20 protein-coding genes and 1 riboswitch are annotated in these 19884 nt (G+C 71.6%); of the genes, 10 read left to right on the top strand and 10 right to left on the bottom strand.

The window, feature by feature from the left end; all coding sequences use genetic code 11:
• Positions 1–84: 84 nt before the first annotated feature.
• Positions 85–594, bottom strand: a complete 510-nt coding sequence (locus tag GTW43_RS25730) for a flavin reductase family protein (RefSeq protein WP_343246114.1) — start codon at positions 592–594, stop codon at positions 85–87.
• 400 nt (positions 595–994) lie between these two features.
• On the opposite strand from GTW43_RS25730, the gene cdgB reads away from it, so the two are divergent.
• Entirely contained in the window at positions 995–2689 is a 1695-nt protein-coding gene (cdgB, locus tag GTW43_RS25725; protein WP_161304368.1) for a diguanylate cyclase CdgB, read from the top strand.
• Between the two features lie 110 nt (positions 2690–2799).
• Complete coding sequence (locus tag GTW43_RS25720) at positions 2800–3792, top strand: carbohydrate-binding protein (protein WP_161304367.1); 993 nt, start codon at positions 2800–2802, stop codon at positions 3790–3792.
• 12 nt (positions 3793–3804) lie between these two features.
• Here GTW43_RS25720 and GTW43_RS25715 read toward each other — a convergent pair whose 3' ends face one another.
• The 3 genes from GTW43_RS25715 to GTW43_RS25705 all read right to left on the bottom strand — a co-directional run bounded on the left by GTW43_RS25715 (position 3805) and on the right by GTW43_RS25705 (position 6955).
• Positions 3805–4716, bottom strand: coding sequence for a 1-phosphofructokinase family hexose kinase (locus GTW43_RS25715; RefSeq protein WP_161304366.1), 912 nt, complete (start codon positions 4714–4716; stop codon positions 3805–3807).
• A 137-nt stretch (positions 4717–4853) separates the two neighbouring features.
• A complete protein-coding gene (gene nagA, locus GTW43_RS25710) occupies positions 4854–5999 on the bottom strand; it encodes an N-acetylglucosamine-6-phosphate deacetylase (protein WP_161304365.1) in 1146 nt (381 codons plus the stop codon).
• Positions 5999–6955, bottom strand: a complete 957-nt coding sequence (locus tag GTW43_RS25705; RefSeq protein WP_161304364.1) for an ROK family protein — start codon at positions 6953–6955, stop codon at positions 5999–6001. The genes nagA and GTW43_RS25705 overlap by 1 nt, the downstream gene beginning before the upstream one ends.
• A gap of 241 nt (positions 6956–7196) precedes the next feature.
• Here GTW43_RS25705 and GTW43_RS25700 point away from each other — a divergent pair, with 241 nt between their 5' ends.
• From GTW43_RS25700 to GTW43_RS25685, 4 genes are all read left to right on the top strand, one after another.
• Positions 7197–8465, top strand: coding sequence for an extracellular solute-binding protein (locus GTW43_RS25700; RefSeq protein ID WP_161304363.1), 1269 nt, complete (start codon positions 7197–7199; stop codon positions 8463–8465).
• Between the two features lie 10 nt (positions 8466–8475).
• A complete protein-coding gene (locus GTW43_RS25695) occupies positions 8476–8703 on the top strand; it encodes a DUF3263 domain-containing protein (protein WP_161304362.1) in 228 nt (75 codons plus the stop codon).
• A 132-nt stretch (positions 8704–8835) separates the two neighbouring features.
• Positions 8836–9666 carry a trehalose-phosphatase gene (otsB, locus tag GTW43_RS25690; protein ID WP_161304361.1) on the top strand — a complete coding sequence of 277 codons (831 nt, stop codon included), beginning with the start codon at positions 8836–8838 and terminating at the stop codon, positions 9664–9666.
• Between the two features lie 7 nt (positions 9667–9673).
• Complete coding sequence (locus GTW43_RS25685) at positions 9674–10111, top strand: SMI1/KNR4 family protein (protein ID WP_161304360.1); 438 nt, start codon at positions 9674–9676, stop codon at positions 10109–10111.
• A gap of 25 nt (positions 10112–10136) precedes the next feature.
• Here GTW43_RS25685 and GTW43_RS25680 read toward each other — a convergent pair whose 3' ends face one another.
• Complete coding sequence (locus GTW43_RS25680) at positions 10137–11528, bottom strand: trehalose-6-phosphate synthase (RefSeq protein WP_161304359.1); 1392 nt, start codon at positions 11526–11528, stop codon at positions 10137–10139.
• A gap of 55 nt (positions 11529–11583) precedes the next feature.
• Positions 11584–12531: a glucosyl-3-phosphoglycerate synthase gene (locus GTW43_RS25675; protein ID WP_161304370.1), complete on the bottom strand. Its 948-nt coding sequence runs from the start codon at positions 12529–12531 to the stop codon at positions 11584–11586.
• A gap of 167 nt (positions 12532–12698) precedes the next feature.
• Positions 12699–12853, top strand: a riboswitch (SAM riboswitch).
• Positions 12854–12871: 18 nt separating this feature from the next.
• Between GTW43_RS25675 and thrC the strand changes: the two genes are divergently transcribed.
• From thrC to groL, 4 genes are all read left to right on the top strand, one after another.
• Entirely contained in the window at positions 12872–14191 is a 1320-nt protein-coding gene (thrC, locus tag GTW43_RS25670; RefSeq protein ID WP_161304358.1) for a threonine synthase, read from the top strand.
• Between the two features lie 58 nt (positions 14192–14249).
• On the top strand, positions 14250–14525 hold the full coding sequence (locus GTW43_RS25665; RefSeq protein WP_161304357.1) for a MoaD/ThiS family protein: 276 nt from the start codon (positions 14250–14252) through the stop codon (positions 14523–14525).
• A gap of 440 nt (positions 14526–14965) precedes the next feature.
• The gene (locus tag GTW43_RS25660; RefSeq protein ID WP_005486335.1) at positions 14966–15172 is read left to right on the top strand and encodes a cold-shock protein; all 207 of its coding nucleotides are present in this window, start codon (positions 14966–14968) and stop codon (positions 15170–15172) included.
• 310 nt (positions 15173–15482) lie between these two features.
• Entirely contained in the window at positions 15483–17108 is a 1626-nt protein-coding gene (groL, locus tag GTW43_RS25655; RefSeq protein ID WP_161304356.1) for a chaperonin GroEL, read from the top strand.
• Between the two features lie 99 nt (positions 17109–17207).
• Here the strand turns inward: groL and GTW43_RS25650 are convergent, their stop codons facing one another.
• The 4 genes from GTW43_RS25650 to GTW43_RS25635 form a co-directional block, all read right to left on the bottom strand.
• Entirely contained in the window at positions 17208–17498 is a 291-nt protein-coding gene (locus tag GTW43_RS25650) for a hypothetical protein (RefSeq protein WP_161304355.1), read from the bottom strand.
• Positions 17499–17579: 81 nt separating this feature from the next.
• A complete protein-coding gene (locus GTW43_RS25645) occupies positions 17580–17840 on the bottom strand; it encodes a Txe/YoeB family addiction module toxin (protein ID WP_161304354.1) in 261 nt (86 codons plus the stop codon).
• On the bottom strand, positions 17837–18088 hold the full coding sequence (locus tag GTW43_RS25640; protein WP_161304353.1) for a type II toxin-antitoxin system prevent-host-death family antitoxin: 252 nt from the start codon (positions 18086–18088) through the stop codon (positions 17837–17839). The genes GTW43_RS25645 and GTW43_RS25640 overlap by 4 nt, the downstream gene beginning before the upstream one ends.
• 171 nt (positions 18089–18259) lie before the next feature.
• Positions 18260–19789 carry a PTS transporter subunit EIIC gene (locus GTW43_RS25635; protein WP_161304352.1) on the bottom strand — a complete coding sequence of 510 codons (1530 nt, stop codon included), beginning with the start codon at positions 19787–19789 and terminating at the stop codon, positions 18260–18262.
• Positions 19790–19884: the final 95 nt, after the last annotated feature.

Below are 19884 nucleotides of genomic sequence, written 5' to 3'. Positions count from 1 at the left end.
GGGGCGCGGGGAACTGCGCGACCAGCCCCCACCGGCCCGCACCCGGCGACAGGACCCGCGCCCCCCGCGGCGGAGCGCCCCGCCTCAGCCCAGGTGCCGGTACCGCCCCCGGAAGTACATCAGCGGACCCCCCTCGGCGCTGGGCAGCGCCGCCCCGAGGACCCGCCCGATCACCAGCGTGTGATCCCCGGCGGCGACGGTCCGCTCCGTCCGGCACTCCAGCGTGGCGAGCGCCCCGCCCACCAGCGGAGCGCCCGTGTGCTCGCCCCGTACATAGGGGATGTCCTCGAAGAGGAGCCGGTCGCTGATGCGGCCCTTCATGGCGAAGCGGCCGGCGATGTGGCTCTGGGACTCGGCGAGGATCGACACCGCCCACAGGGGCTGTTCGTCGAGGAGGTCGTCCATCCGGGACCCGTTGCGCAGGGAGACGAGGACGAGCGGCGGGTCGAGGGAGACGGACATGAAGGCGGTCGCCGTCATGCCGGCGTCCTCGCCGGCCGGCCCGTCGGGGTCGAGCGCGGGTTCGTGCGAGGTCAGCAGGACGACGCCGGCGGACAGTCGGGACAGGGCGGCGCGGAACTCGTCGTTGCTCACTCCCTCAGGATGCCCGGCGGGGGCGGCCGGGACCCGGGAAGCGGGCGTGGCGGGCGGTACGGGTGCGGCAGGGGGAGTCTTCAACACGCGTACGACGCTAGTCGCGGCCCGTGGCGTCCCGCATCGGGCCGACGGCGGAGACCGGTCCTAGGACTCCCGGCGGAACGCCGAGCTCCGTTCCACGCCCCGACCAGCGCACGGGCCGGTTCCCAACCCGCCCGCACCTCTTGTGACTTGAGTCACAGGGCGCCCTTTTTGTTGACCCTGTGTACCGGGTGAGCTGCACCCTGTGATTCAGTGGCGGTCGACACTGAGAAGAAACGAACGTGCTGCTGCACGTGCGGATGAACTGAGCCGATCAGATTCTGGAGTGCTGTCGAGGTCTCGGGGAGAGCTGAGCATGGAGACCGAGTCGGAGCCCTACGTCCGTCTTGCGACCCTGCGTCAGCTGCACCAGGTCATGGCGGACATGAACACCGCCCGCAGCCTGGCCGACACCCTGCAGACCGTCGCCGACGGAGTCGTCAGCGGGCTCGGGTACGAACTGGCCTGCGTGAACCTGGTCCAGGGCGACGGCAACCTCGTCGTCGCCGCCTTCGCCGGCAACTCCGCGGCCGAGGCCCTGATCACCGGCCGCGTCGGCTCCCGCGAGTCCTGGGACCGCCGCCTCGCCATGGGCGAGGCCTGGGGCGATCTGCGCTTCATCCCGCACACCGAGGGCTGGGTCCTGGACGAGGACGACGTGCCCCAGTGGTTCACCGACGGCCCCCCGCCCCGCTTCGAGGACGAGTGGCACCCCTCCGACCGGCTCTTCGCCCCGCTCTACGCGACCGGCGCCGCAGGCGGCGAGCTGCTCGGCGTCATCTCCGTGGACCGCCCGCGCAACGGGCGGCGGCCCGGCGCCTGGGGCCGGGAAGCCCTCCAGATGTACGCCTTCCAGGCCGCCATCGCGATCAGCAACGCCCGCCTGCGGGCCAACATGCAGCGCGCCCTGGTCCGCCTCGAGCGCGAGCAGCAGGCCCTGCGCGCCAGCGAGGAGAGCTTCCGGCAGGCCTTCGAGTACGCGCCGTCCGGCATGGCCATCGCCGAGATGGGCGGCGACCAGCACGGCCGGATCCTGCGGGCCAACGACGCGCTGTGCCGCCTCCTCGGCCGCACCGCCTCCGCGATGCGCCGCTACTCCTTCTCCGACCTCGTGCACCCCGAGGACATCGGCACCCTGCTGCGCACCTCCGCCGAGGGCGGCCGCGCCGAGCTGCGGCTGGCCCGCCGCGACGGCACCTACGTCTGGGTCTCGCTGCGCAACTCGGTGGTGGCCGACGCCGCCGACGGGCCGCGCTTCCTGCTCACCCACGTCGAGGACATCGAGGAGCGCAAGCGCCGCGAGGTGCAGCTCGCCCACCGCGCCTCGCACGACTCGCTGACCGGCCTGCCCAACTCGGCGGAGCTGCGCTCCCGGCTGTCCGCCCGGCTGTGCATCCGCCCGCTGGAGGGCCGGCCCAGCGCCGTCGACTCCCTGGACGCGGCGTACGGGGACCGGCGGGCCCCGGCGGCGACCGACTCCAACGGGCACGGCTTCGACTTCGGCGCGGTCGTCCCGCACGAGTCCGGGCTCTACGGCGGCACCGCCCTCACGGGCGGCTTCGACCACCACGTGCACGTCGTCGCCCCGGACGGCGAGGGCGTCGACGACGGCACGAAGGGTCTCGCCGTCCTCTTCTGCGACCTCGACGGCTTCAAGTCGATCAACGACCGCTTCGGGCACAACGCGGGCGACGCCGTCCTCATCGAGGTGGCCCGCCGCCTGACCAGCGGGGTCCGGGACGGGGACACGGTGGCCCGGCTCGGCGGCGACGAGTTCGTGGTCCTCGCCGACGGGCTCGGCCGGGCCGACGCCGAGGACCTCGCGGTCCGCCTGCGGAACGCGATCATCCCGCCGATCCGGGTGGACGGCCGGGCCGTGCGCGTGGGCGCCAGCTTCGGCATCGGCTGGGCGCACTGCGGCATGACGGCGGAGGAAGTACTGCAGTCCGCGGACCAGCGGATGTACGTGGAGAAAAGATCACGTGCCAAGCAGCACCGCCGGGCCGGGTGACCTGCGCGAGCCCGCTCCCGGCGGTCTCGGTGAGGTCAAGGCCACGCCTGGGGGCCCCGCACACCGGGTACGCTCGCCCCGGTAAGCACACGTGTAGGGAGTGATCAGGGATGGCGCCCGGCAACAACGGCGCGAACACCACGCCCGAGGGCGACGACCCGTTCGGCTATCTGTACGCCGACGGCCAGGCGGCCGGGGCGACCCCGCCGGAGGGCGGCGGGGGCGGCTACGGCTACCCGAACGCCCGCACCCCCCGCACCTCGTACAACCAGGTCCGCGCGGTCGGCGAGCGCCAGTACGGCCAGCAGGTGCCGACGCAGCAGCAGACCGCCGCGTACCAGCAGCAGCCGGGCACGTACGGCAGGACCGGCGGGTACAACCAGCCGAACGCGCACTACCAGGCGCCCGAGACGCTGCCCGGCGGCCCCGCGCAGCCCGGCCCGCCGCAGGCCCCCTCGCGCGGGCGCTCCGGCGGCCGCGGCTCCGGCGGTCCGAACACGAAGGCGCTGCTGATCGGCGCGGTCGCCGTCGTGGCCGCCGTCGTCATCGGCATCGGCATCGCGATGCTGGGCCAGGGCGGCGACGACCAGGGCGACGACGCGGGCGGTGCCCCGTCGGACGGGCCCGCGCAGAGCGTCGAGCCGAGCAAGGAGCCGTCGCAGTCGGCCTCCGCGGCGCCCGCGGAGCTGCCGAGGACGGACGCGAAGAAGCTCACGCTGGCCGGCGGCACCTCGATCTCCGCCGCGGTCAAGGGCGCGAAGGCGGACGGCGGCCAGTACGTCGCCGGCTTCACCAAGCAGGGCGCCGCCCTGACCTGGACCGTCAGCGGCATCCCGAAGGACGGCCAGTACAAGCTGCACGTCGACTACGGCGTCCCGGGCAAGGACTCCGACGCGACGATCGACGTCAACGGCACCAAGCAGCAGCGGCCGCTGAACATGGAGAACTTCGCCCACGCGAAGGAGGGCGACTGGGAGAAGGGCTGGACCAACACCTGGGCCCTCATCCAGCTCACCAAGGGGACGAACGCGATCACGATCTCCTGTGACGCGGGCAACCAGTGCAACGCCAACTTCGACCGGTTCTGGCTGACCAAGAACTGACCGAGGACTGACCTACTTCACTGTGATCTTGGACACGAGGTCCTCGTAGGTCGCGCGGTCGAACTCGCCCGCGACCGGCGCCACCACCGTCGCCGCGGACAGCGCGACGGCGCGGGACAGCCGGTCCGGCCAGGGCAGCCCCTCCGCGGCGGCGCTCAGCAGCCCCGCGACAGCGGAGTCGCCCGCGCCCGTCGGATTGCCGGACAGCCGGTCGGGGGCCGGGACGCGCCACTCGCCCTCCGGGGTGAGGGCGACCAGGCCCTCGGCGCCCAGCGACGCGACGACGGCGTGGGCGCCGCGTCTGCGGGCGTCCTTCATGGCACCGAGCGGCTCGTGCGAGCCGGTCAGCTCGGCCAGCTCGTCCGCGTTCGGCTTCACCACGTCCGGACGGGCCGCGATGCCGCGGCGCAGCGGCTCCCCGCTGGTGTCCAGGAGCACCGGTACCGAGACGGCGCGCGCGGCGCGGACGAGGGTGGCGTAGGCGCCGACCGGGACGCCCGGCGGCAGGCTGCCGCACAGGGCGACCGCGGACGCGGAGCGCAGCAGCCGCTCGTAGGACTCCTGGAAGGCCGCCCACTCGGCGGGGGTGACCAGCGGCCCCGGCTCGTTCAGCTGGGTCGTGTCCCCGGTGGCGGTGTCGACGACGGCGATCGTGCGCCGGGTGGCGCCGCCGACCGGGACCAGCGCGTCCCGCACCCGCTCCTCGCCGCGCAGGGCGTCCCGGAGCGTGCGGCCGGTGTCACCGCCGGCGAAGCCCGTCACGGTCGTCTCGTGCCCGAGGGCGGCGAGCACCCGGGCCACGTTGAGCCCCTTGCCGCCGGGGCGTTCGGTGACCTCCGTGACCCGGTGCGAGGCGTGCGGGCGCAGCGCCTTGACGCGGTACGTGATGTCGAGTGCCGTGTTCAGCGTGACCGTGAGGATCACTTGACCTCACCCCCCGAGGGTTACCCGCACATGCCGTGCGTACTTTCAGTGACGGGGGCTGATCATGCCAAAGTCGCGGCGGTAGGCCCAGACCCGAGTGCGGTCCGGACCCACCGCCGGTTGAACGAACAACGATGTCAGGCCAGTTCGGGCCGGACCAGCCACTCGCCCTTGCGCATCACGCCCTTGAGGTCGAACGCCTCGTCCAGGACGACCAGGTCGGCGTCCTTGCCGGGCTCCAGGGAGCCCACCGTGTCCTGCACGCCGAGCAGCCGGGCCGGGTTCGCGGAGAGCGCGCGGACGATGTCCTCGACCGGCAGCCGGTCGACGGTCGCGGCCCGCTTGAACGCGCGGTCCAGGGTCAGGGTCGAGCCCGCGATGGAGCCGCCCTCGACGAGCCGCGCCACGCTGTCCGACACCTCGACCTCCAGCGGGCCGAGCATGTAGCGGCCGTCGCCGAAGCCCGCCGCGTCCATCGCGTCGGTGATGAACGCGACCTTGTCGGCGCCCTTGTGATGGAACGCCAGCTCCAGCGAGGCCGGGTGCAGATGCGTGCCGTCGTTGATCAGCTCGACGGTGATCCGCTCGTCCTCCAGGAGCGCGGCGATCGGGCCGGGGGCGCGGTGACCGAGCCCCGGCATCGCGTTGTAGAGGTGGGTGGCGACGGTGGCGCCCGCGTCGATCGCCTCGACCGTCTGCTCGTACGTGGCGTCGGTGTGCCCGATCGCCGCGATCACGCCGTGCTCGGCCAGCAGCCGGACCGATTCGATGCCGCCCGGCAGCTCGGTGGCGAGCGTGACCATGCGGGCCTGTCCGCGCGCGGCGTCGATCAGCTTGCGCACCTCGGCCGGGTCCGGGTCGCGCAGCAGCGTCTCGTCGTGGGCGCCCTTGCGGCACGGGGAGATGAACGGGCCCTCGAAGTGGATGCCCGCGATCTCGCCCTGCTCGGCCAGCTCGGCCAGGATGCCGGCCCGCCGGGCCAGGAAGTCCATGTCGCCGGTCACGAGGGACGTGACGACCGTCGTGGTGCCGTGCAGGCGGTGGGTGTGGACGCCCTTGAGCACCTCGTCGACGGTGCCGGAGGTGAAGGACGCACCGCCGCCGCCGTGGTTGTGGATGTCGACGAAGCCGGGCACGACCCAGTGCCCGGACAGGTCGACGACCGGGGCGTCGGCGGGAGCGCTCCCCGCGATGCGCGGTCCGTCGACGATGACGCGGCCGTCGTCGACGGTCCCGGTGGGCAGTACCACCCGGGCACCGGCGAGCACCTTTGCTGTGGCCATCAGGCGGTTACCTCCGTGTTGTCCGTCGTGTGGTGCTCGGCGGCGAGCAGGTCCCAGGCGAGGAGTCCCGCGCCCAGGCATCCGGCGGTGTCCCCGAGGACGGCCGGGACGATCGTGGGGAGCGACTGGAACGTGACGCGTTCGGCGACCGCGGCCCGCAGGGGTGTGAACAAGGTTTCCCCGGCCTCGGCGAGACCGCCACCGATGATCAGGGTGCGCGGGTCCAGCAGAGTGAGAGCGAGCACCAGGCCGTCCGCGAGCGCGTCCACGGCGTCCTGCCAGACGCGGGCGGCGGCCGGGTCGCCCGCGTCCACCGCACGGGCGCAGTCCGCCGCGGTGGCCCGGTCGTCGCCGCTCGCGGCCTGCCAGGCCAGGGTCACGGCCGAGGCGGAGGCGTACCGCTCCAGGCAGCCGTGCTGCCCGCAGCCGCACGGCAACCCGCCGGGCCGCACGATGACATGGCCGATCTCGCCCGCGGCGCCGTGCGCGCCCGGCTCTATGCGGCCCTCGATGCCGATGGCCCCGGCGATCCCGGTGCCCAGCGGCAGGAACAGGAAGCGGTCGGCGTCACGGCCCGCGCCCAGCCGGCCCTCGCCGAGCCCGCCGGTGCGCACGTCGTGGCCGAGGGCGACCGGGATGCCGCCGAGGCGCTCGCTGAGCAGGGTGCGCATCGGGACGTCGCGCCAGCCCAGGTTCGCGGCGAACAGGGCGATGCCGTGCGCCTCGTCGACGACGCCGGGCACGGCCACGCCGGCGGCCACCGCGGGCTCGCCGTAGTGCTCCTCGCCGTACGCGCGCAGCTCGGCGGCGAAGCCGAGGATCGTCTCGACGACCGCGTCGGCGCCGCGCTCGCGCTCGGTGGCCCGGCGCGCCTGGTGCAGCAGCGTGCCGTCCGCCCCGACCAGGGCGGCCTTCATCCCGGTGCCGCCCACGTCCAGGGCGATGACATGTCTCACGGGGGACAGTCTCGCGCGTCGACCCATGAGAGGTCTAGTCCACTAGGGGTACCGGTCGCGGGTGTTCCGGGATCGCGGTGGTCCGGAAGCGGAGGGCCGGCGGCCCGGGGCCGGTCTGAAAGACGTGCGCACGGCCGCTGTTCGAACGCCCGTTTCCGCTTCGGCCCGCCCGTGGTGTAGACCTTCCCTTTGGGCCGTGGGAGAGACCCGGGGCCGGCGGCGAGCAGGGGTGGGTTCGGCAGTGCGCAAGGGGAGGACGGCTCTCACCGCGACGGCGGCGCTGGGCGTGGTGATCGCGTCGTCGCTGCTCACCGGCTGCGGAAGCAGTGGTTCCGGTGACGTGACGCTCAAGCTCGTGGCCGCGGACTACGGCGATTCGGCGGACAACAGCTCGCAGAAGTACTGGGACGCGCTCGCGGACGCGTACGAGAAGGACCACCCCGACACCAAGGTCGACGTAGTGGTCTACTCCTGGGAAGACGTCGACCGCAAGGTCAAGGAGATGGTCGACGCCGGCAAGGCGCCCGACATGGCCCAGGTCGGCGCGTACGCCGACTACGCGGCCGCCGGGAAGCTCTACCCCGTCTCCCAGCTGCTCTCCGTGCCGGTCCAGGCCGACTTCGTCGGCGAGATGAGCAAGGCCGGAGAGGTCGGCGGTACCCAGTACGGCATGCCGTTCGCCGCCTCCACGCGCCGCCTCTTCTACAACAAGGACCTCTTCGAGAAGGCCGACATCGAGCCGCCGAAGACCTGGTCCCAGCTGGTCTCCGCCGCCCGCGCGCTCAAGGCCCAGGGCGTCACCTACCCCTTCGCGCTGCCGCTCGGCGGCGAGGAGGCCCAGGCCGAGACCCTCATCTGGATGCTCAGCAACGGCGGCGGGTACACCGACAACGTCGGCGCCTACTCGATCGACACCCAGCAGAACATCCACGCCCTGAACTGGCTGAAAGAAGACCTCGTCACCCCCGGCCTCACCGGCCCCACCGCGCCCGCCCGGCTCAACCGCACGCCCGCCTTCAAGGCCTTCGCCGACGGCGACGTCGGCATGCTCTCCGGGCACCCCACGCTGATCAACATGGCCAAGGCCAAGGGGCTCGACTACGGCGACGTCGCCGTCCCCGGACCCGACGGCACCCCCAAGAGCCGCATGGGCGTCACCGACTGGATGATGGCCTTCAAGCAGGGCGGCCACGCCAAGCAGGTCGGCTCCTTCCTCGACTACGTCTACAGCGAGAAGAACGTCCTCGACTTCTCCCGCGAGTACACGGTCGCCCCCGTCACCGTCTCCGCCTCCGACGTCATGAAGGCCGCGCCGCAGGACAAGGCGCTCGCCCCCTTCATCGACGAACTGGCCGGCGCCACCTACTACCCGGCCAACAAGACCTCCTGGCCCGAGGTCAGCGCCGAGATCAAGAAGCAGATCGGCACCACCGTCGGCCCGAACGGCAGCGCGGCGGCCACCCTCGGCCGGATCCAGAACGACGCGGCGGCCGCGGAGGCCGCCGAGTAGCGTGGCGGGCATGGACACACTCGGCGAACGCGAGCGGGCGCTGCTCGCGTTCGAGGGCCGGGGCTGGCCCTCGCCCGGCGCCAAGGAGCGCGCGATACGCGAGGAGCTCGACCTGGCCCCCGTGCGCTACTACCAGCTCCTCAACGCCCTCATCGACGACGAGCGGGCCCTCGCGTGCGCGCCGGTGACCGTGAACCGGCTGCGGCGCGTGCGGGAGGCGCGCCGCCGGGAGCGGTAGGAGATCGCCGCGACGGGGGGTGACGGCCGGGTCCGTCCGCACGTTGCCGGGAGCGATATCCGGCCGGGACCGCCGGTGCGTCCGGAAACCGCCGGGGTGCGCCGGGCCGGGCCGCCCCTCTAGGGTCGGCCCATGGACGCCCCACGGACTGCCGCCGGCCGTGCAGGACTCGCCGCTCTCCTGGCCCGCCCCGAGCGCGCGGTCATCGCCCTCGACTTCGACGGGACGCTCGCCCCGATCGTCCCCGACCCCGAACAGGCGCGCGCCCACCCCGGCGCCGTCGCCGCACTCGCCGCGCTGGCTCCCCGGGTCGCCTCCGTCGCCGTCGTCACCGGGCGCCCCGCGGGCGTCGCCGTCCGCCACGGCGGCTTCGCCGGCGTACCCGGCCTCGACCACCTCGTCGTCCTCGGCCACTACGGCGCCGAGCGCTGGGACGCCGTCACCGGGACCGTGCACGCGCCCGCGCCGCACCCCGGGGTCGCCGGAGTCCGCTCCGAACTGCCCGGGGTGCTGGAGGCGGCCGGCCTGTGGCACGACACGTACGTGGAGGAGAAGGGGCGGGCCGTCGCCGTCCACACGCGGCGGGCGGCGGACCCGCAGGGGGCGTTCGAGGCGCTGCGCGCCCCGCTCTCCGCGCTGGCCGCGCGGCACGGCCTCGTCGTCGAACCGGGCCGCCTCGTCCTCGAACTCCGCCCGCCCGGCATCGACAAGGGCGTCGCCCTCACCGAGTACGTGCGGGAGACCGGCGCAGAGTCCGTCCTCTACGCCGGGGACGACCTCGGCGACCTGCCCGCGTACGCGGCGGTGGAGAAACTCCGGGCCGACGGGATGCCCGGGCTGCTGGTGTGCAGCGGCAGCGAGGAGGTCACCGAGCTCTCGACCCGAGCGGACCTCACGGTCGACGGCCCCGGGGGCGTGGTCACCCTCCTGACCTCCCTGGCGGGGCGCTTGAACGAAGGCTGAGGAACCGATGTGGCGAGACATCGCGTCGGCCTTCCCGGGCGTCGGCCTCACGGGCCCGGCCGGTGAGACGTCCCTGGCCGGCATCGAGCGGCAGCTGGGGCAGGCTGTACCGGCGTCTCTGCGCGAACTCCTCCTCGAGACCGACGGGATCACTGACGACTACGGAACGGATGTCGTCTGGAGTTCCGCGAAGATCCTCTCCGAGAACGTGGCGTTCCGGCAGAACGTGCAGTTCCGGGAGCTCTACCGGTCTTTCGACGCGCTCATGTTCTTCGGGGACAACGGCGGCGGTGATCAGTTCGCCTTCGTCCGCGATCCTGTACGCGACGGGAATGTCTTCGTGTGGGACCACGAAACCGACAGTCGCACACGGGTGTCCGCTTCTCTCGAGGAATACCTGCGCAGCGCGCTCGGCAGCGACGGTGAGGACTGGTACCGAGACTGACGACCATGCGCCGCACGGCCCGGGGTCACGCTCGCCGCAGGGCGTCCAGTTGCTCCTCGAACCAGCGGGCCGGGGGGAGTGCCGAACCCGCCGCGGCCAGGCGGGCCGAGCGGGCCGTGCGTTCCTCGTCCGGCATGGACAAGCCCGCATGGAGCGCCTCCGCCGTCGCCGACACGTCGTACGGGTTCACGCCGAGGGCGTCGGACGCCAGCTCCTCGTACGCCCCCGCCTCCCGCGAGAGCACCAGCGCGCACCCGCCCTCCGCGATGAGCGGGATCTCCTTCGCGACGAGGTTCATGCCGTCGCGGATGGGGTTCACGAGGGCCACATCGGCCATCCGGTACGCGGCGAGGGAGCGCGCGAAGTCGTCCTCGACGTGCAGGACGACGGGCGTCCAACCCGGCGTGCCGAACCGGGAGTTGATGGACTGCGCGACCCGGGACACCTCTGCCGTGTACGCCCGGTACACCGCGAGGTCCTGCCGCGACGGGTACGCGAACGCCAGGTGCACGACCCGCTCGCGCCACTGAGGCCGGGTCTCGAGCAGCAGCTCGTACGCGCGCAGCCCCCGCACGATGTTCTTCGACAGCTCGGTGCGGTCGACCCGGACCACGGTCCTGCGCCCGGCCCCGACCTGGTCCCGCAGCGCCGCGAGCCGCTCCTCGACGTCCGCCCGGTGCGCCCGCTCCCGCAGGAACGCGGCGTCGACCCCGAGTCCGTGCACCCCGATCCGCGTCCCGCCGGTCCCGCCGACGATCCGGGTACAGGACTCGGTGAACGCGTCCGCCCAGCGCCGGGTCAGGAAGCCCAGCCGGTCGGCGCCGAGCATCCCGTGCAGGAGTTGCTCCGCGATGTCGTCGGGCAGCATCCGGACGTAGTCGACGGGCGCCCACGGGGTGTGCGAGAAGTGGCCGATGCGCAGGTCCGCGCGCAGTTCGCGGAGCATGCCGGGCACCAGGGCCAGGTGGTAGTCCTGGACGACGACCGCCGCGCCGGGCGCCGCGCCCTCGGCGAGCGCCTGCGCGAACGCCCGGTTGTACTCCTCGTACGCCGCCCACTGCCGCCGGAACTCGCTCCCGAACGAGGGTTCGAGGGGGGTCTGGTAGAGCATGTGGTGCACGAACCAGAGCACCGAGTTCGCGATCCCGTTGTACGCGTCGGCGTGCACGTCCGGTGCGATGTCCAGCATGCGCACGCCGGGCTCGGTGACCCCGCGCCGCACCGCTTCCCGGTCGCCGTCGCCGAGCGCCGCGCACACCCACAGTTTGTCGTCGACCGAGCTCAGCGCGGAGACGAGCCCGCCGCCGCCCCGTCGGGCCGCGATCGTGCCGTCGTCGCCGACGGTGTACGAGACCGGACCGCGGTTGGACGCGACGAGAACCTCGGCGACAGCAGCAGCACCACCAGTGGAAGCCATACGCCCACGCTAGCCGCCACCGAACCCCCTCAAACGCGCACGCGGCACCCCCGCCTCACGCGACCCGCCGCGCCCGGTACTCCTCGATCTCGGCCATCGGCGGCCGCTCCTCCGTGTCCACCCCGTACGTCCGCGGCTCGAAGCCCTTCTCGCCGCGCTCGAACTGGGTCAGCACCGGCCGCACCAGATGCCCGCGGGCCAGCCGCAGCTGCGCCGTGCGGTAGATCGCCGCGGCCATCCGGCCGAGGGCCTGCCCGTCCTGGTGGCGGTGGCGGCGCACGCCCACGTCGACCTGGGCGAGCGCGTCCAGGCCGACCGTGTGCAGCGCGTCGACGAGCAGCCCCAGCTCGACCCCATAGCCGACCGGGAACGGCAGCCGTTCGAGCAGGGACCTGCGGGCCGCGTACTCGCCGCCGAGCGGCTGCACGAAACCGGCGAGGCGGGGCCAGTGCAGGTTCAGCAGGGGGCGCGCGACGAGCTCGGTGACCCGCCCGCCCTGGCCCATGGCGTCGCCGAGCGGGCGGTCGTACATCGCCTTCACGAAGTGCACGTCCGGATCGGTGAGCAGCGGGCCCACGATTCCGGACACGAAGTCCGCCGAGAACTCCTTGAGGTCCGCGTCGACGAAGCACACGACGTCCCCGGAGGTGACGAGCAGCGACCGCCACAGCACCTCGCCCTTGCCGGGCCGGGCCGGGATCCGCGGCAGGACGGCGTCGCGGTGCACGACGCGGGCGCCGGCCGCCGCCGCGACCTGCGAGGTGCGGTCCGTGGACCCGGAGTCGACGACGACGAGCTCGTCGACGAGCGGCACGGCCTCGGTCATCAGCTCGCGCCGGATCGTGGTGACGATCGCGCCGACCGTGGCCTCCTCGTCGAGGGCGGGGAGCACAACGCTCACGGTCTGTCCCGACGCCCGCTTGGCGGCGACCAGCCGGTGCAGCGGCCGGTCCGTCACCGACCAGGAGCGCCTGCTCAGCCAGCGCTCTACCTCTTCCAGCACGGTCCGCTGCTCCTCACTGTGCGGGTCCACGCGGGGACGCTGTGATCCATCTCGCGGTTCGGACGACTATCTCAAGCGCCCAGGCCTTCGGTTACAGTCTTGAACAAGGCCGGTGCCCTTCGCATACCGGGGTCACCGCCGACGGTTCACGCTCAACAATCGAATACCGCTCATCCAGAGGGGCAGAGGGATACGGCCCGTTGAAGCCCCGGCAACCCTCCAGCCGGTCTCGTGCGCACGTCGACATGCGTCCGCGAGGCTCCCGGCTAGGGAAGGTGCCAAATCCGTCTCACGGCGAGATGCGTCGTGAGAAAGATGAGGAGAAAGGGCCTCGCCTCTCATGGCTGTACAGACTGTCGCCACCGGCACCACCGCGAACGAGACCGCTGCGCAGGACGCCGCCACCGTGGATCTCGGTCCCGCCTCCGGACTCTCCTGCCGTGAGTGCGGCACGAAGTTCCCGCTCGGGCCCGTCTTCGCGTGCGTCGAGTGTTTCGGGCCTCTGGAGGTCGCGTACGACCTTCCCGTCGGCGACCCCGAGGCGCTCCGCAAGCAGATCGAGGCCGGCCCCGCGAACATCTGGCGCTACGCGCCGCTGCTGCCCGTCCCGGCCGACGTCGCCGAGAAGCCGAACCTGAACCCGGGCTGGACGCACCTCGTCAAGGCCGACAACCTGGCCCGTGAGCTCGGTGTCGAGCAGGGCAGGCTGTTCGTCAAGGACGACTCCGGCAACCCGACGCACTCCTTCAAGGACCGCGTCGTCGCCCAGGCCATCGAGGCCGCCCGCGCCTTCGGTTTCACCACCCTCTCGTGCTCCTCCACCGGCAACCTGGCCGGTGCCGTCGGTGCCGCCGCCGCCCGCGCCGGTTTCCGCTCGTGCGTGTTCATCCCGCACGACCTGGAGCAGGGCAAGGTCGTCATGGCCGGTGTCTACGGCGGTGAGCTCGTCGCGATCGAGGGCAACTACGACGACGTGAACCGCTTCTGCTCCGAGCTCATCGGCGACCCGCTGGGCGAGGGCTGGGGCTTCGTCAACGTGAACCTCCGGCCGTACTACGGCGAGGGCTCGAAGACGCTCGCGTACGAGATCTGCGAGCAGCTGGGCTGGCAGCTGCCGGACCAGCTGGTCATCCCGATCGCGTCCGGCTCGCAGTTCACGAAGATCGACAAGGGTCTGCAGGAGCTCATCAAGCTCGGCCTCGTCGAGGACAAGCCGTACAAGCTCTTCGGCGCCCAGGCCGAGGGCTGCTCGCCGGTGTCGGTGGCGTACAAGGGCGGGCACGACGTCGTCCGGCCGCAGAAGCCGGACACCATCGCCAAGTCGCTGGCCATCGGCAACCCGGCGGACGGGCCGTACGTCCTCGACATCGCGCGCCGCACCGGTGGCGCCGTGGAGGACGTGAACGACGAGCAGGTCGTCGACGCGATCAAGCTGCTCGCGCGGACCGAGGGGATCTTCGCGGAGACCGCCGGCGGGGTGACGCTCGGCGTCACGAAGAAGCTCGTCGAGGCCGGGCTGATCGATCCGTCGCTGACCACCGTCGTGCTGAACACCGGCGACGGGCTCAAGACGCTCGACGCCGTCGCCGAGTCCTCCCAGGCCACCGCGACCATCAAGCCGTCGCTCGACGCGTTCCGGGCCGCCGGACTCGCCGAGTAGGTCCTCCGCCCCGCCCCCCTTTGTTTCGAAGCGTGATCGCGATCGAGGTGACTGTTCCATGAGCGTCAACGTCCGGATCCCCACCATCCTCCGTACCTACACCGGCGGACAGGCCGAGGTGGCCGCCGAGGGCACCACCCTCGCCGATGTCATCGCCGACCTGGAGAAGAACCACACGGGCATCGCCGCCCGCGTCCTGGACGACCAGGGCAAGCTGCGCCGTTTCGTGAACGTGTACGTCAACGACGACGACGTCCGTTTCGAGCAGGGCCTCGAGACGGCGACGCCGGACGGCGCCGGCGTCTCGATCATTCCCGCCGTCGCCGGCGGCTGATCTGTCCCGGGGTTTCCCGGACTTACCCGGAGTTACCTGAATTGCCCCCTCTGCGAGAGAAGCGGAGGGGGCAATTCTGCATGGTTGAGCGGGGTACAGTTGGGGAAGCTGCTCCGCTCCCGTCCGTGGCGCATGACGGACGCATATGAGTTCTCGCGCGAAGCCCGATGAGAAGCAGCCAAAGTGCCCCGCCCATTCGGGTCTTTCATGGCATTTGTTCGGCCCGACTTGCCCTGGGATCCGGCGAGTTGGCCCGGTTTCCCCGTTCCCGGGTGCCCAGAATTCTCGTCCGATTGACCTGTTGCAGACGGCAGTTGGGCAGATACATTCAGCCGCGGTCGACGCGTTCCGGCGCACACCCCCAACCAATGGGGGGTGAGGTCTGACCCGGGCCCGCGAAGTGCGGTCCTGTGCAAGGGCCAGTAATAGGGGAGTTAGGCATGGCTCAGGGCACCGTCAAGTGGTTCAACGCGGAGAAGGGGTACGGCTTCATCGCGGTCGACGGTGGTGCGGATGTATTCGTCCACTACAGCGCGATTCAGATGGACGGCTACCGCACCCTGGAAGAGGGTCAGCGGGTCGAGTTCGAGATCTCGCAGGGCCAGAAGGGGCCGCAGGCCGACATGGTTCGGCTTGCCGCCGGCTGAAGCGCGCGCGTCTGACTGCAAGCTTCGTACGTCCACGAAGGGTCCGGGTCCCGGTCAACGGGGCACGGGCCCTTCGTGCTGCCCACCTGCGCTTTTGTCGGACTGCCTTGCACTCGCAGGGGGCGAGTGCTAATCATTGGGCTTAGCACTCTCCGAGTGAGAGTGACAGGCAGCACCTCTAGACCTGGATCGGGTCGGTGAGGCCCGCGGGCCGGGTGGGGCAAGGAACCACAAGGCGCGCAGGCCGTCCGTCGCGGGCACCAGCACGGTCCGTTTGCTTTTCCACCCCTGTCCGGGAGGACCACTTCACATGGCCAAGATCATCGCGTTCGACGAGGAGGCACGGCGCGGCCTCGAGCGCGGCATGAACCAGCTCGCCGACGCCGTCAAGGTGACCCTGGGCCCCAAGGGTCGCAACGTCGTCCTCGAGAAGAAGTGGGGCGCCCCCACGATCACCAACGATGGTGTGTCCATCGCCAAGGAGATCGAGCTCGAGGACCCGTACGAGAAGATCGGCGCCGAGCTGGTCAAGGAGGTCGCGAAGAAGACGGACGACGTCGCCGGTGACGGCACGACGACCGCGACCGTCCTCGCCCAGGCGCTGGTCCGCGAGGGCCTGCGCAACGTGGCCGCGGGTGCCAACCCGATGGCCCTGAAGCGTGGCATCGAGAAGGCCGTCGAGGCCGTCTCCGCCGCCCTCCTGGAGCAGGCGAAGGATGTCGAGACCAAGGAGCAGATCGCTTCCACGGCCTCCATCTCCGCCGCCGACACCCAGATCGGCGAGCTCATCGCCGAGGCCATGGACAAGGTCGGCAAGGAAGGCGTCATCACGGTCGAGGAGTCCCAGACCTTCGGTCTGGAGCTCGAGCTCACCGAGGGCATGCGCTTCGACAAGGGCTACATCTCGGCGTACTTCGCCACCGACATGGAGCGCATGGAGTCGTCCCTCGACGACCCGTACATCCTGATCGTCAACTCCAAGATCTCCAACGTGAAGGACCTCCTTCCGCTCCTGGAGAAGGTCATGCAGTCGGGCAAGCCGCTGCTGATCATCGCCGAGGACGTCGAGGGCGAGGCCCTGTCCACGCTGGTCGTCAACAAGATCCGTGGCACCTTCAAGTCCGTCGCCGTCAAGGCCCCGGGCTTCGGCGACCGCCGCAAGGCCATGCTCGGTGACATCGCCATCCTCACGGGCGGCACCGTCATCTCCGAGGAGGTCGGCCTCAAGCTGGAGAACGCCGGTCTCGACCTGCTCGGCCGCGCCCGCAAGGTCGTCATCACCAAGGACGAGACGACGATCGTCGACGGCGCCGGTGAGAGCGACCAGGTCCAGGGTCGCGTCAACCAGATCCGTGCCGAGATCGAGAACTCGGACAGCGACTACGACCGCGAGAAGCTGCAGGAGCGCCTGGCGAAGCTCGCCGGCGGTGTTGCGGTCATCAAGGCCGGTGCCGCGACCGAGGTCGAGCTCAAGGAGCGCAAGCACCGCATCGAGGACGCCGTGCGCAACGCGAAGGCGGCCGTCGAGGAGGGCATCGTCGCCGGTGGTGGCGTCGCCCTGCTCCAGGCCTCCGCGGTCTTCGAGAAGCTCGAGCTCGACGGCGACGAGGCGACCGGCGCCAACGCCGTGAAGCTCGCGCTCGAGGCCCCGCTCAAGCAGATCGCCGTCAACGGTGGTCTCGAGGGTGGCGTCGTCGTGGAGAAGGTCCGCAACCTGCCCGTCGGCAACGGCCTGAACGCCGCGACCGGCGAGTACGTCGACATGATCGCCGAGGGCATCCTCGACCCGGCGAAGGTCACGCGTTCCGCGCTGCAGAACGCCGCGTCCATCGCCGCGCTGTTCCTCACCACCGAGGCCGTCATCGCCGACAAGCCGGAGAAGGCCGCTGCCGCGGGCGCTCCGGGCGGCATGCCGGGCGGTGACATGGACTTCTGAGCCGGTTCCCGGTTCGGAGCAGTCTGTGACGGTGGGCGGCATCCCCTGCGGGGGGTGCCGCCCACCGGCGTGTGCGGGGCGCGGTGCGCCCCGCACCGCTCACGGGGCGCTGGACTCCTGGTAGGTCTGCCAGGTGTCCCGGCCCGCCTGGGCGGCGCTCTGTGCGGCCGCCTGGGCCTGGTGCAGGGCCCGCTGGGCGAGCTCCGCCGGCGGCGTCTCCCAGCTGCCCGTCCAGGTGCGCCCGGCGCGGGCCAGCTCGAACACGAGCACCCCGACACCCGCCGCGGCGGTGAGCATGCCGAGGCCGGTCAGGGCCGCGCCGACGGTGAGCCGCCGCTGGTCGGGGCGGAACTCGGTCCACGAGATCTTCGAAAACGTGCTCTCAGCCATGAGGCCAGGATGCGCCCGGGGCGCCGGCCGCGCATGTCCGTCGACGCCCCCCGGACGACGGGCCCGGCGGGGCCGGACGGGTCAGGGCGCGTAGTGGTAACGGCAGGCCGCGACGCGGATCTCGTCGTCGGTGACCTTGTAGATCAGGCGGTGCTCGTCGGTGATCCGCCGGGACCAGTAGCCGTGGAAACCGTGCTTCAGGGGCTCCGGTTTGCCGATGCCTTCATTGCCGTTGCGGGCGATGTCCTGAAGGAGTGCGTTGATCCGCTTGAGTACTTTGCGGTCCTGGGTCTGCCACCACAGGTAGTCGGCCCAGCTGTCCTCGTCGAAGACGAACTTCACTCGTCGAGCTCCCTGACCTCGCCACCGCCGTTCTCCAGGCGGTCGATGGAGGCGAGGAGCCGCCTGGCGTTCTCCGGGCTGCGCAGGAGGTAGGCCGTCTCCTTGAGGGACTCGTACTCGTCCAGTGCCACGATGACGACCGGCTCCCGGCCCGCGCGCGTCACTATCACTTCCTCGCGGTCGTCGATGACCGCGTTCAGTGTCTCCGCGTACTTCGCCCGGGACTCGGTGTAGGTCATGGTGCGCATAGGTGGCCTCCTCGCGACCCTGGTGACATGTACGGAATGCTGTACGTACAGAAAACCGTACGTCAGGGTGGGCTGCCCCGGCAAACGGGCACAGCCCGGGACCAGGTCGGACCTGGTCCCGGGCTGTGCTGCCGCGGAGGCGGGTGTGGTGGTGACAGAGATGCGCGGCGGTCAGACCTGCGCGGGCTCCTTCGCCGGGCCCGCCGTGGCCGGGGTGGCCGGGGCGGAGGGGCCCTCCTCGGCGCGGGCGTCCGCGGACTCGCCCGCGTCGACGTCGGCGTTCAGGTCGATCAGCATCTGCTTGCTGAAGCCGAAGAAGTACGTGGCGAGGAAGCCGACGACGTAGCCGACCAGGAGGCCGCCGCCGTAGATCGCGGCGGTGGTGCCGAGGCCCTTGTTGCCGTCGAGGAGCGGGAAGAGCGCCCAGCCGGAGGGGCCGATGGCGGTCGAGCCGACCTTGTCGCCCAGCATCGAGAACAGTCCGACGAAGGCGCCGCCCGCCGCACCGCCCACGCACGCCGTGATGAACGGGCGGCCCAGCGGCAGCGAGACGCCGTAGATGAGGGGCTCGCCCACGCCCAGGAAGCCCGCGGGGAGCGCCGACTTGATGGTGTTGCGGATCGAGCGGTTCTTCTTCAGGCGGCGGAAGACGGCGATGGCGCAGCCGACCTGGCCGGCGCCGGCCATGGCGAGGATCGGGAGCAGGACCGTGTAGCCCTGCTGCTCGATGAGGGTGGTGTGGATCGGGATGAGCGCCTGGTGCAGGCCGAGCATCACGAGCGGCAGGAACAGGCCGCCGAGGACCAGTCCGGCGAACGCGCCGGTGTTGTCGAGCAGCCAGTTGGCCGCCGTGCCGATGCCGGTGGAGATCTCACCGGCGACGTACATCAGGCCGAAGATGGTGACCAGGCCGGAGACGAGGACCGTGATGGTCGGCGTCACCAGGACGTCGACCGCCTCCGGGACCCACTTGCGGCACCACTTCTCCACGTACACGGCGAGCACCGCGGCGCCGAGCGCACCGAGCACGCCGCCCTGTCCGGGGGAGAGCTTCTGGCCGAACGCCTCGATGTTGGCGACGCCCGCGTAGACGATGATCGCCGCGACCGCGCCGCCGAGGATCGGGGTGCCGCCGAACTCCTTCGCCGTGTTGTAGCCGACGAAGACGGCGATCAGGGCCATGAACCCGGAGGCGATGGCGCCGAGGGCGGGCGTGATGCCGGGCAGCCACTCCAGGTTGATCAGCAGGCCGTTGAGCCCGGCGATGATGCCGCAGCCGATCAGGGCCGGGATCAGCGGCACGAAGATGTTGGCGATCCTGCGCAGGAAGAGCTTGAACGGGGTGGCGTTCTTGGCCTTCCGGGCGGCCCTCAGCTCGGCTCCCTGGGCGGCGAGTTCGTCGGCGGTGACCGGGTGCGGGTCACCGGCGGGGGCCTCGGCGCGGCCCTCCTCGACGAGCTGCTCGAACTCGGGGGTGACCCGGGCGACCTTCCCCGGGCCGAGCACGATCTGGTACGTCTCGTCCTCGACCACGCCCATGACGTCGGGCAGGGCCTTGAGCGCCTCGTCCTGGACGAGTGAACGGTCCGCGAGACCCAGCCGGAGCCGGGTCATGCAGTGGACCACGGAGGTGACATTGGCGGCGCCACCGACGAGGGGCAGGATCGAGGCCGCCACGTCGCGGTTCTTGTTTTCGGCCATGGTGCGTGTGCCTTGCTGTGCGGGGTGGAGCGGGTGCGGGTGGGTTACGGGGTGATGCCGGCCGCGGCCGCGAGGGCGGCGCGCAGGTGTCCGTA

It is taken from the genome of Streptomyces sp. SID5785 (assembly GCF_009870065.1).
GTDB lineage: Bacteria > Actinomycetota > Actinomycetes > Streptomycetales > Streptomycetaceae > Streptomyces.
Note: the sequence above shows the minus strand (reverse complement) of the source record. Positions and strands in the feature narration are given on the sequence as shown.

What these genes read in the sequence shown, in the direction of transcription:
- cdgB (WP_161304368.1), top strand. Translation starts at nt 995, where the DNA reads ATGGAGACCGAGTCGGAGCCCTACGTCCGTCTTGCGACCCTGCGTCAG.
- GTW43_RS25660 (WP_005486335.1), top strand. Translation starts at nt 14,966, where the DNA reads ATGGCTCAGGGCACCGTCAAGTGGTTCAACGCGGAGAAGGGGTACGGC.
- thrC (WP_161304358.1), top strand. Translation starts at nt 12,872, where the DNA reads ATGGCTGTACAGACTGTCGCCACCGGCACCACCGCGAACGAGACCGCT.
- GTW43_RS25650 (WP_161304355.1), bottom strand. Translation starts at nt 17,498, where the DNA reads ATGGCTGAGAGCACGTTTTCGAAGATCTCGTGGACCGAGTTCCGCCCC.
- otsB (WP_161304361.1), top strand. Translation starts at nt 8,836, where the DNA reads ATGGACGCCCCACGGACTGCCGCCGGCCGTGCAGGACTCGCCGCTCTC.
- GTW43_RS25685 (WP_161304360.1), top strand. Translation starts at nt 9,674, where the DNA reads ATGTGGCGAGACATCGCGTCGGCCTTCCCGGGCGTCGGCCTCACGGGC.
- GTW43_RS25720 (WP_161304367.1), top strand. Translation starts at nt 2,800, where the DNA reads ATGGCGCCCGGCAACAACGGCGCGAACACCACGCCCGAGGGCGACGAC.
- GTW43_RS25635 (WP_161304352.1), bottom strand. Translation starts at nt 19,789, where the DNA reads ATGGCCGAAAACAAGAACCGCGACGTGGCGGCCTCGATCCTGCCCCTC.
- nagA (WP_161304365.1), bottom strand. Translation starts at nt 5,999, where the DNA reads ATGGCCACAGCAAAGGTGCTCGCCGGTGCCCGGGTGGTACTGCCCACC.
- GTW43_RS25640 (WP_161304353.1), bottom strand. Translation starts at nt 18,088, where the DNA reads ATGCGCACCATGACCTACACCGAGTCCCGGGCGAAGTACGCGGAGACA.
- GTW43_RS25695 (WP_161304362.1), top strand. Translation starts at nt 8,476, where the DNA reads ATGGACACACTCGGCGAACGCGAGCGGGCGCTGCTCGCGTTCGAGGGC.
- GTW43_RS25665 (WP_161304357.1), top strand. Translation starts at nt 14,250, where the DNA reads ATGAGCGTCAACGTCCGGATCCCCACCATCCTCCGTACCTACACCGGC.
- GTW43_RS25680 (WP_161304359.1), bottom strand. Translation starts at nt 11,528, where the DNA reads ATGGCTTCCACTGGTGGTGCTGCTGCTGTCGCCGAGGTTCTCGTCGCG.
- groL (WP_161304356.1), top strand. Translation starts at nt 15,483, where the DNA reads ATGGCCAAGATCATCGCGTTCGACGAGGAGGCACGGCGCGGCCTCGAG.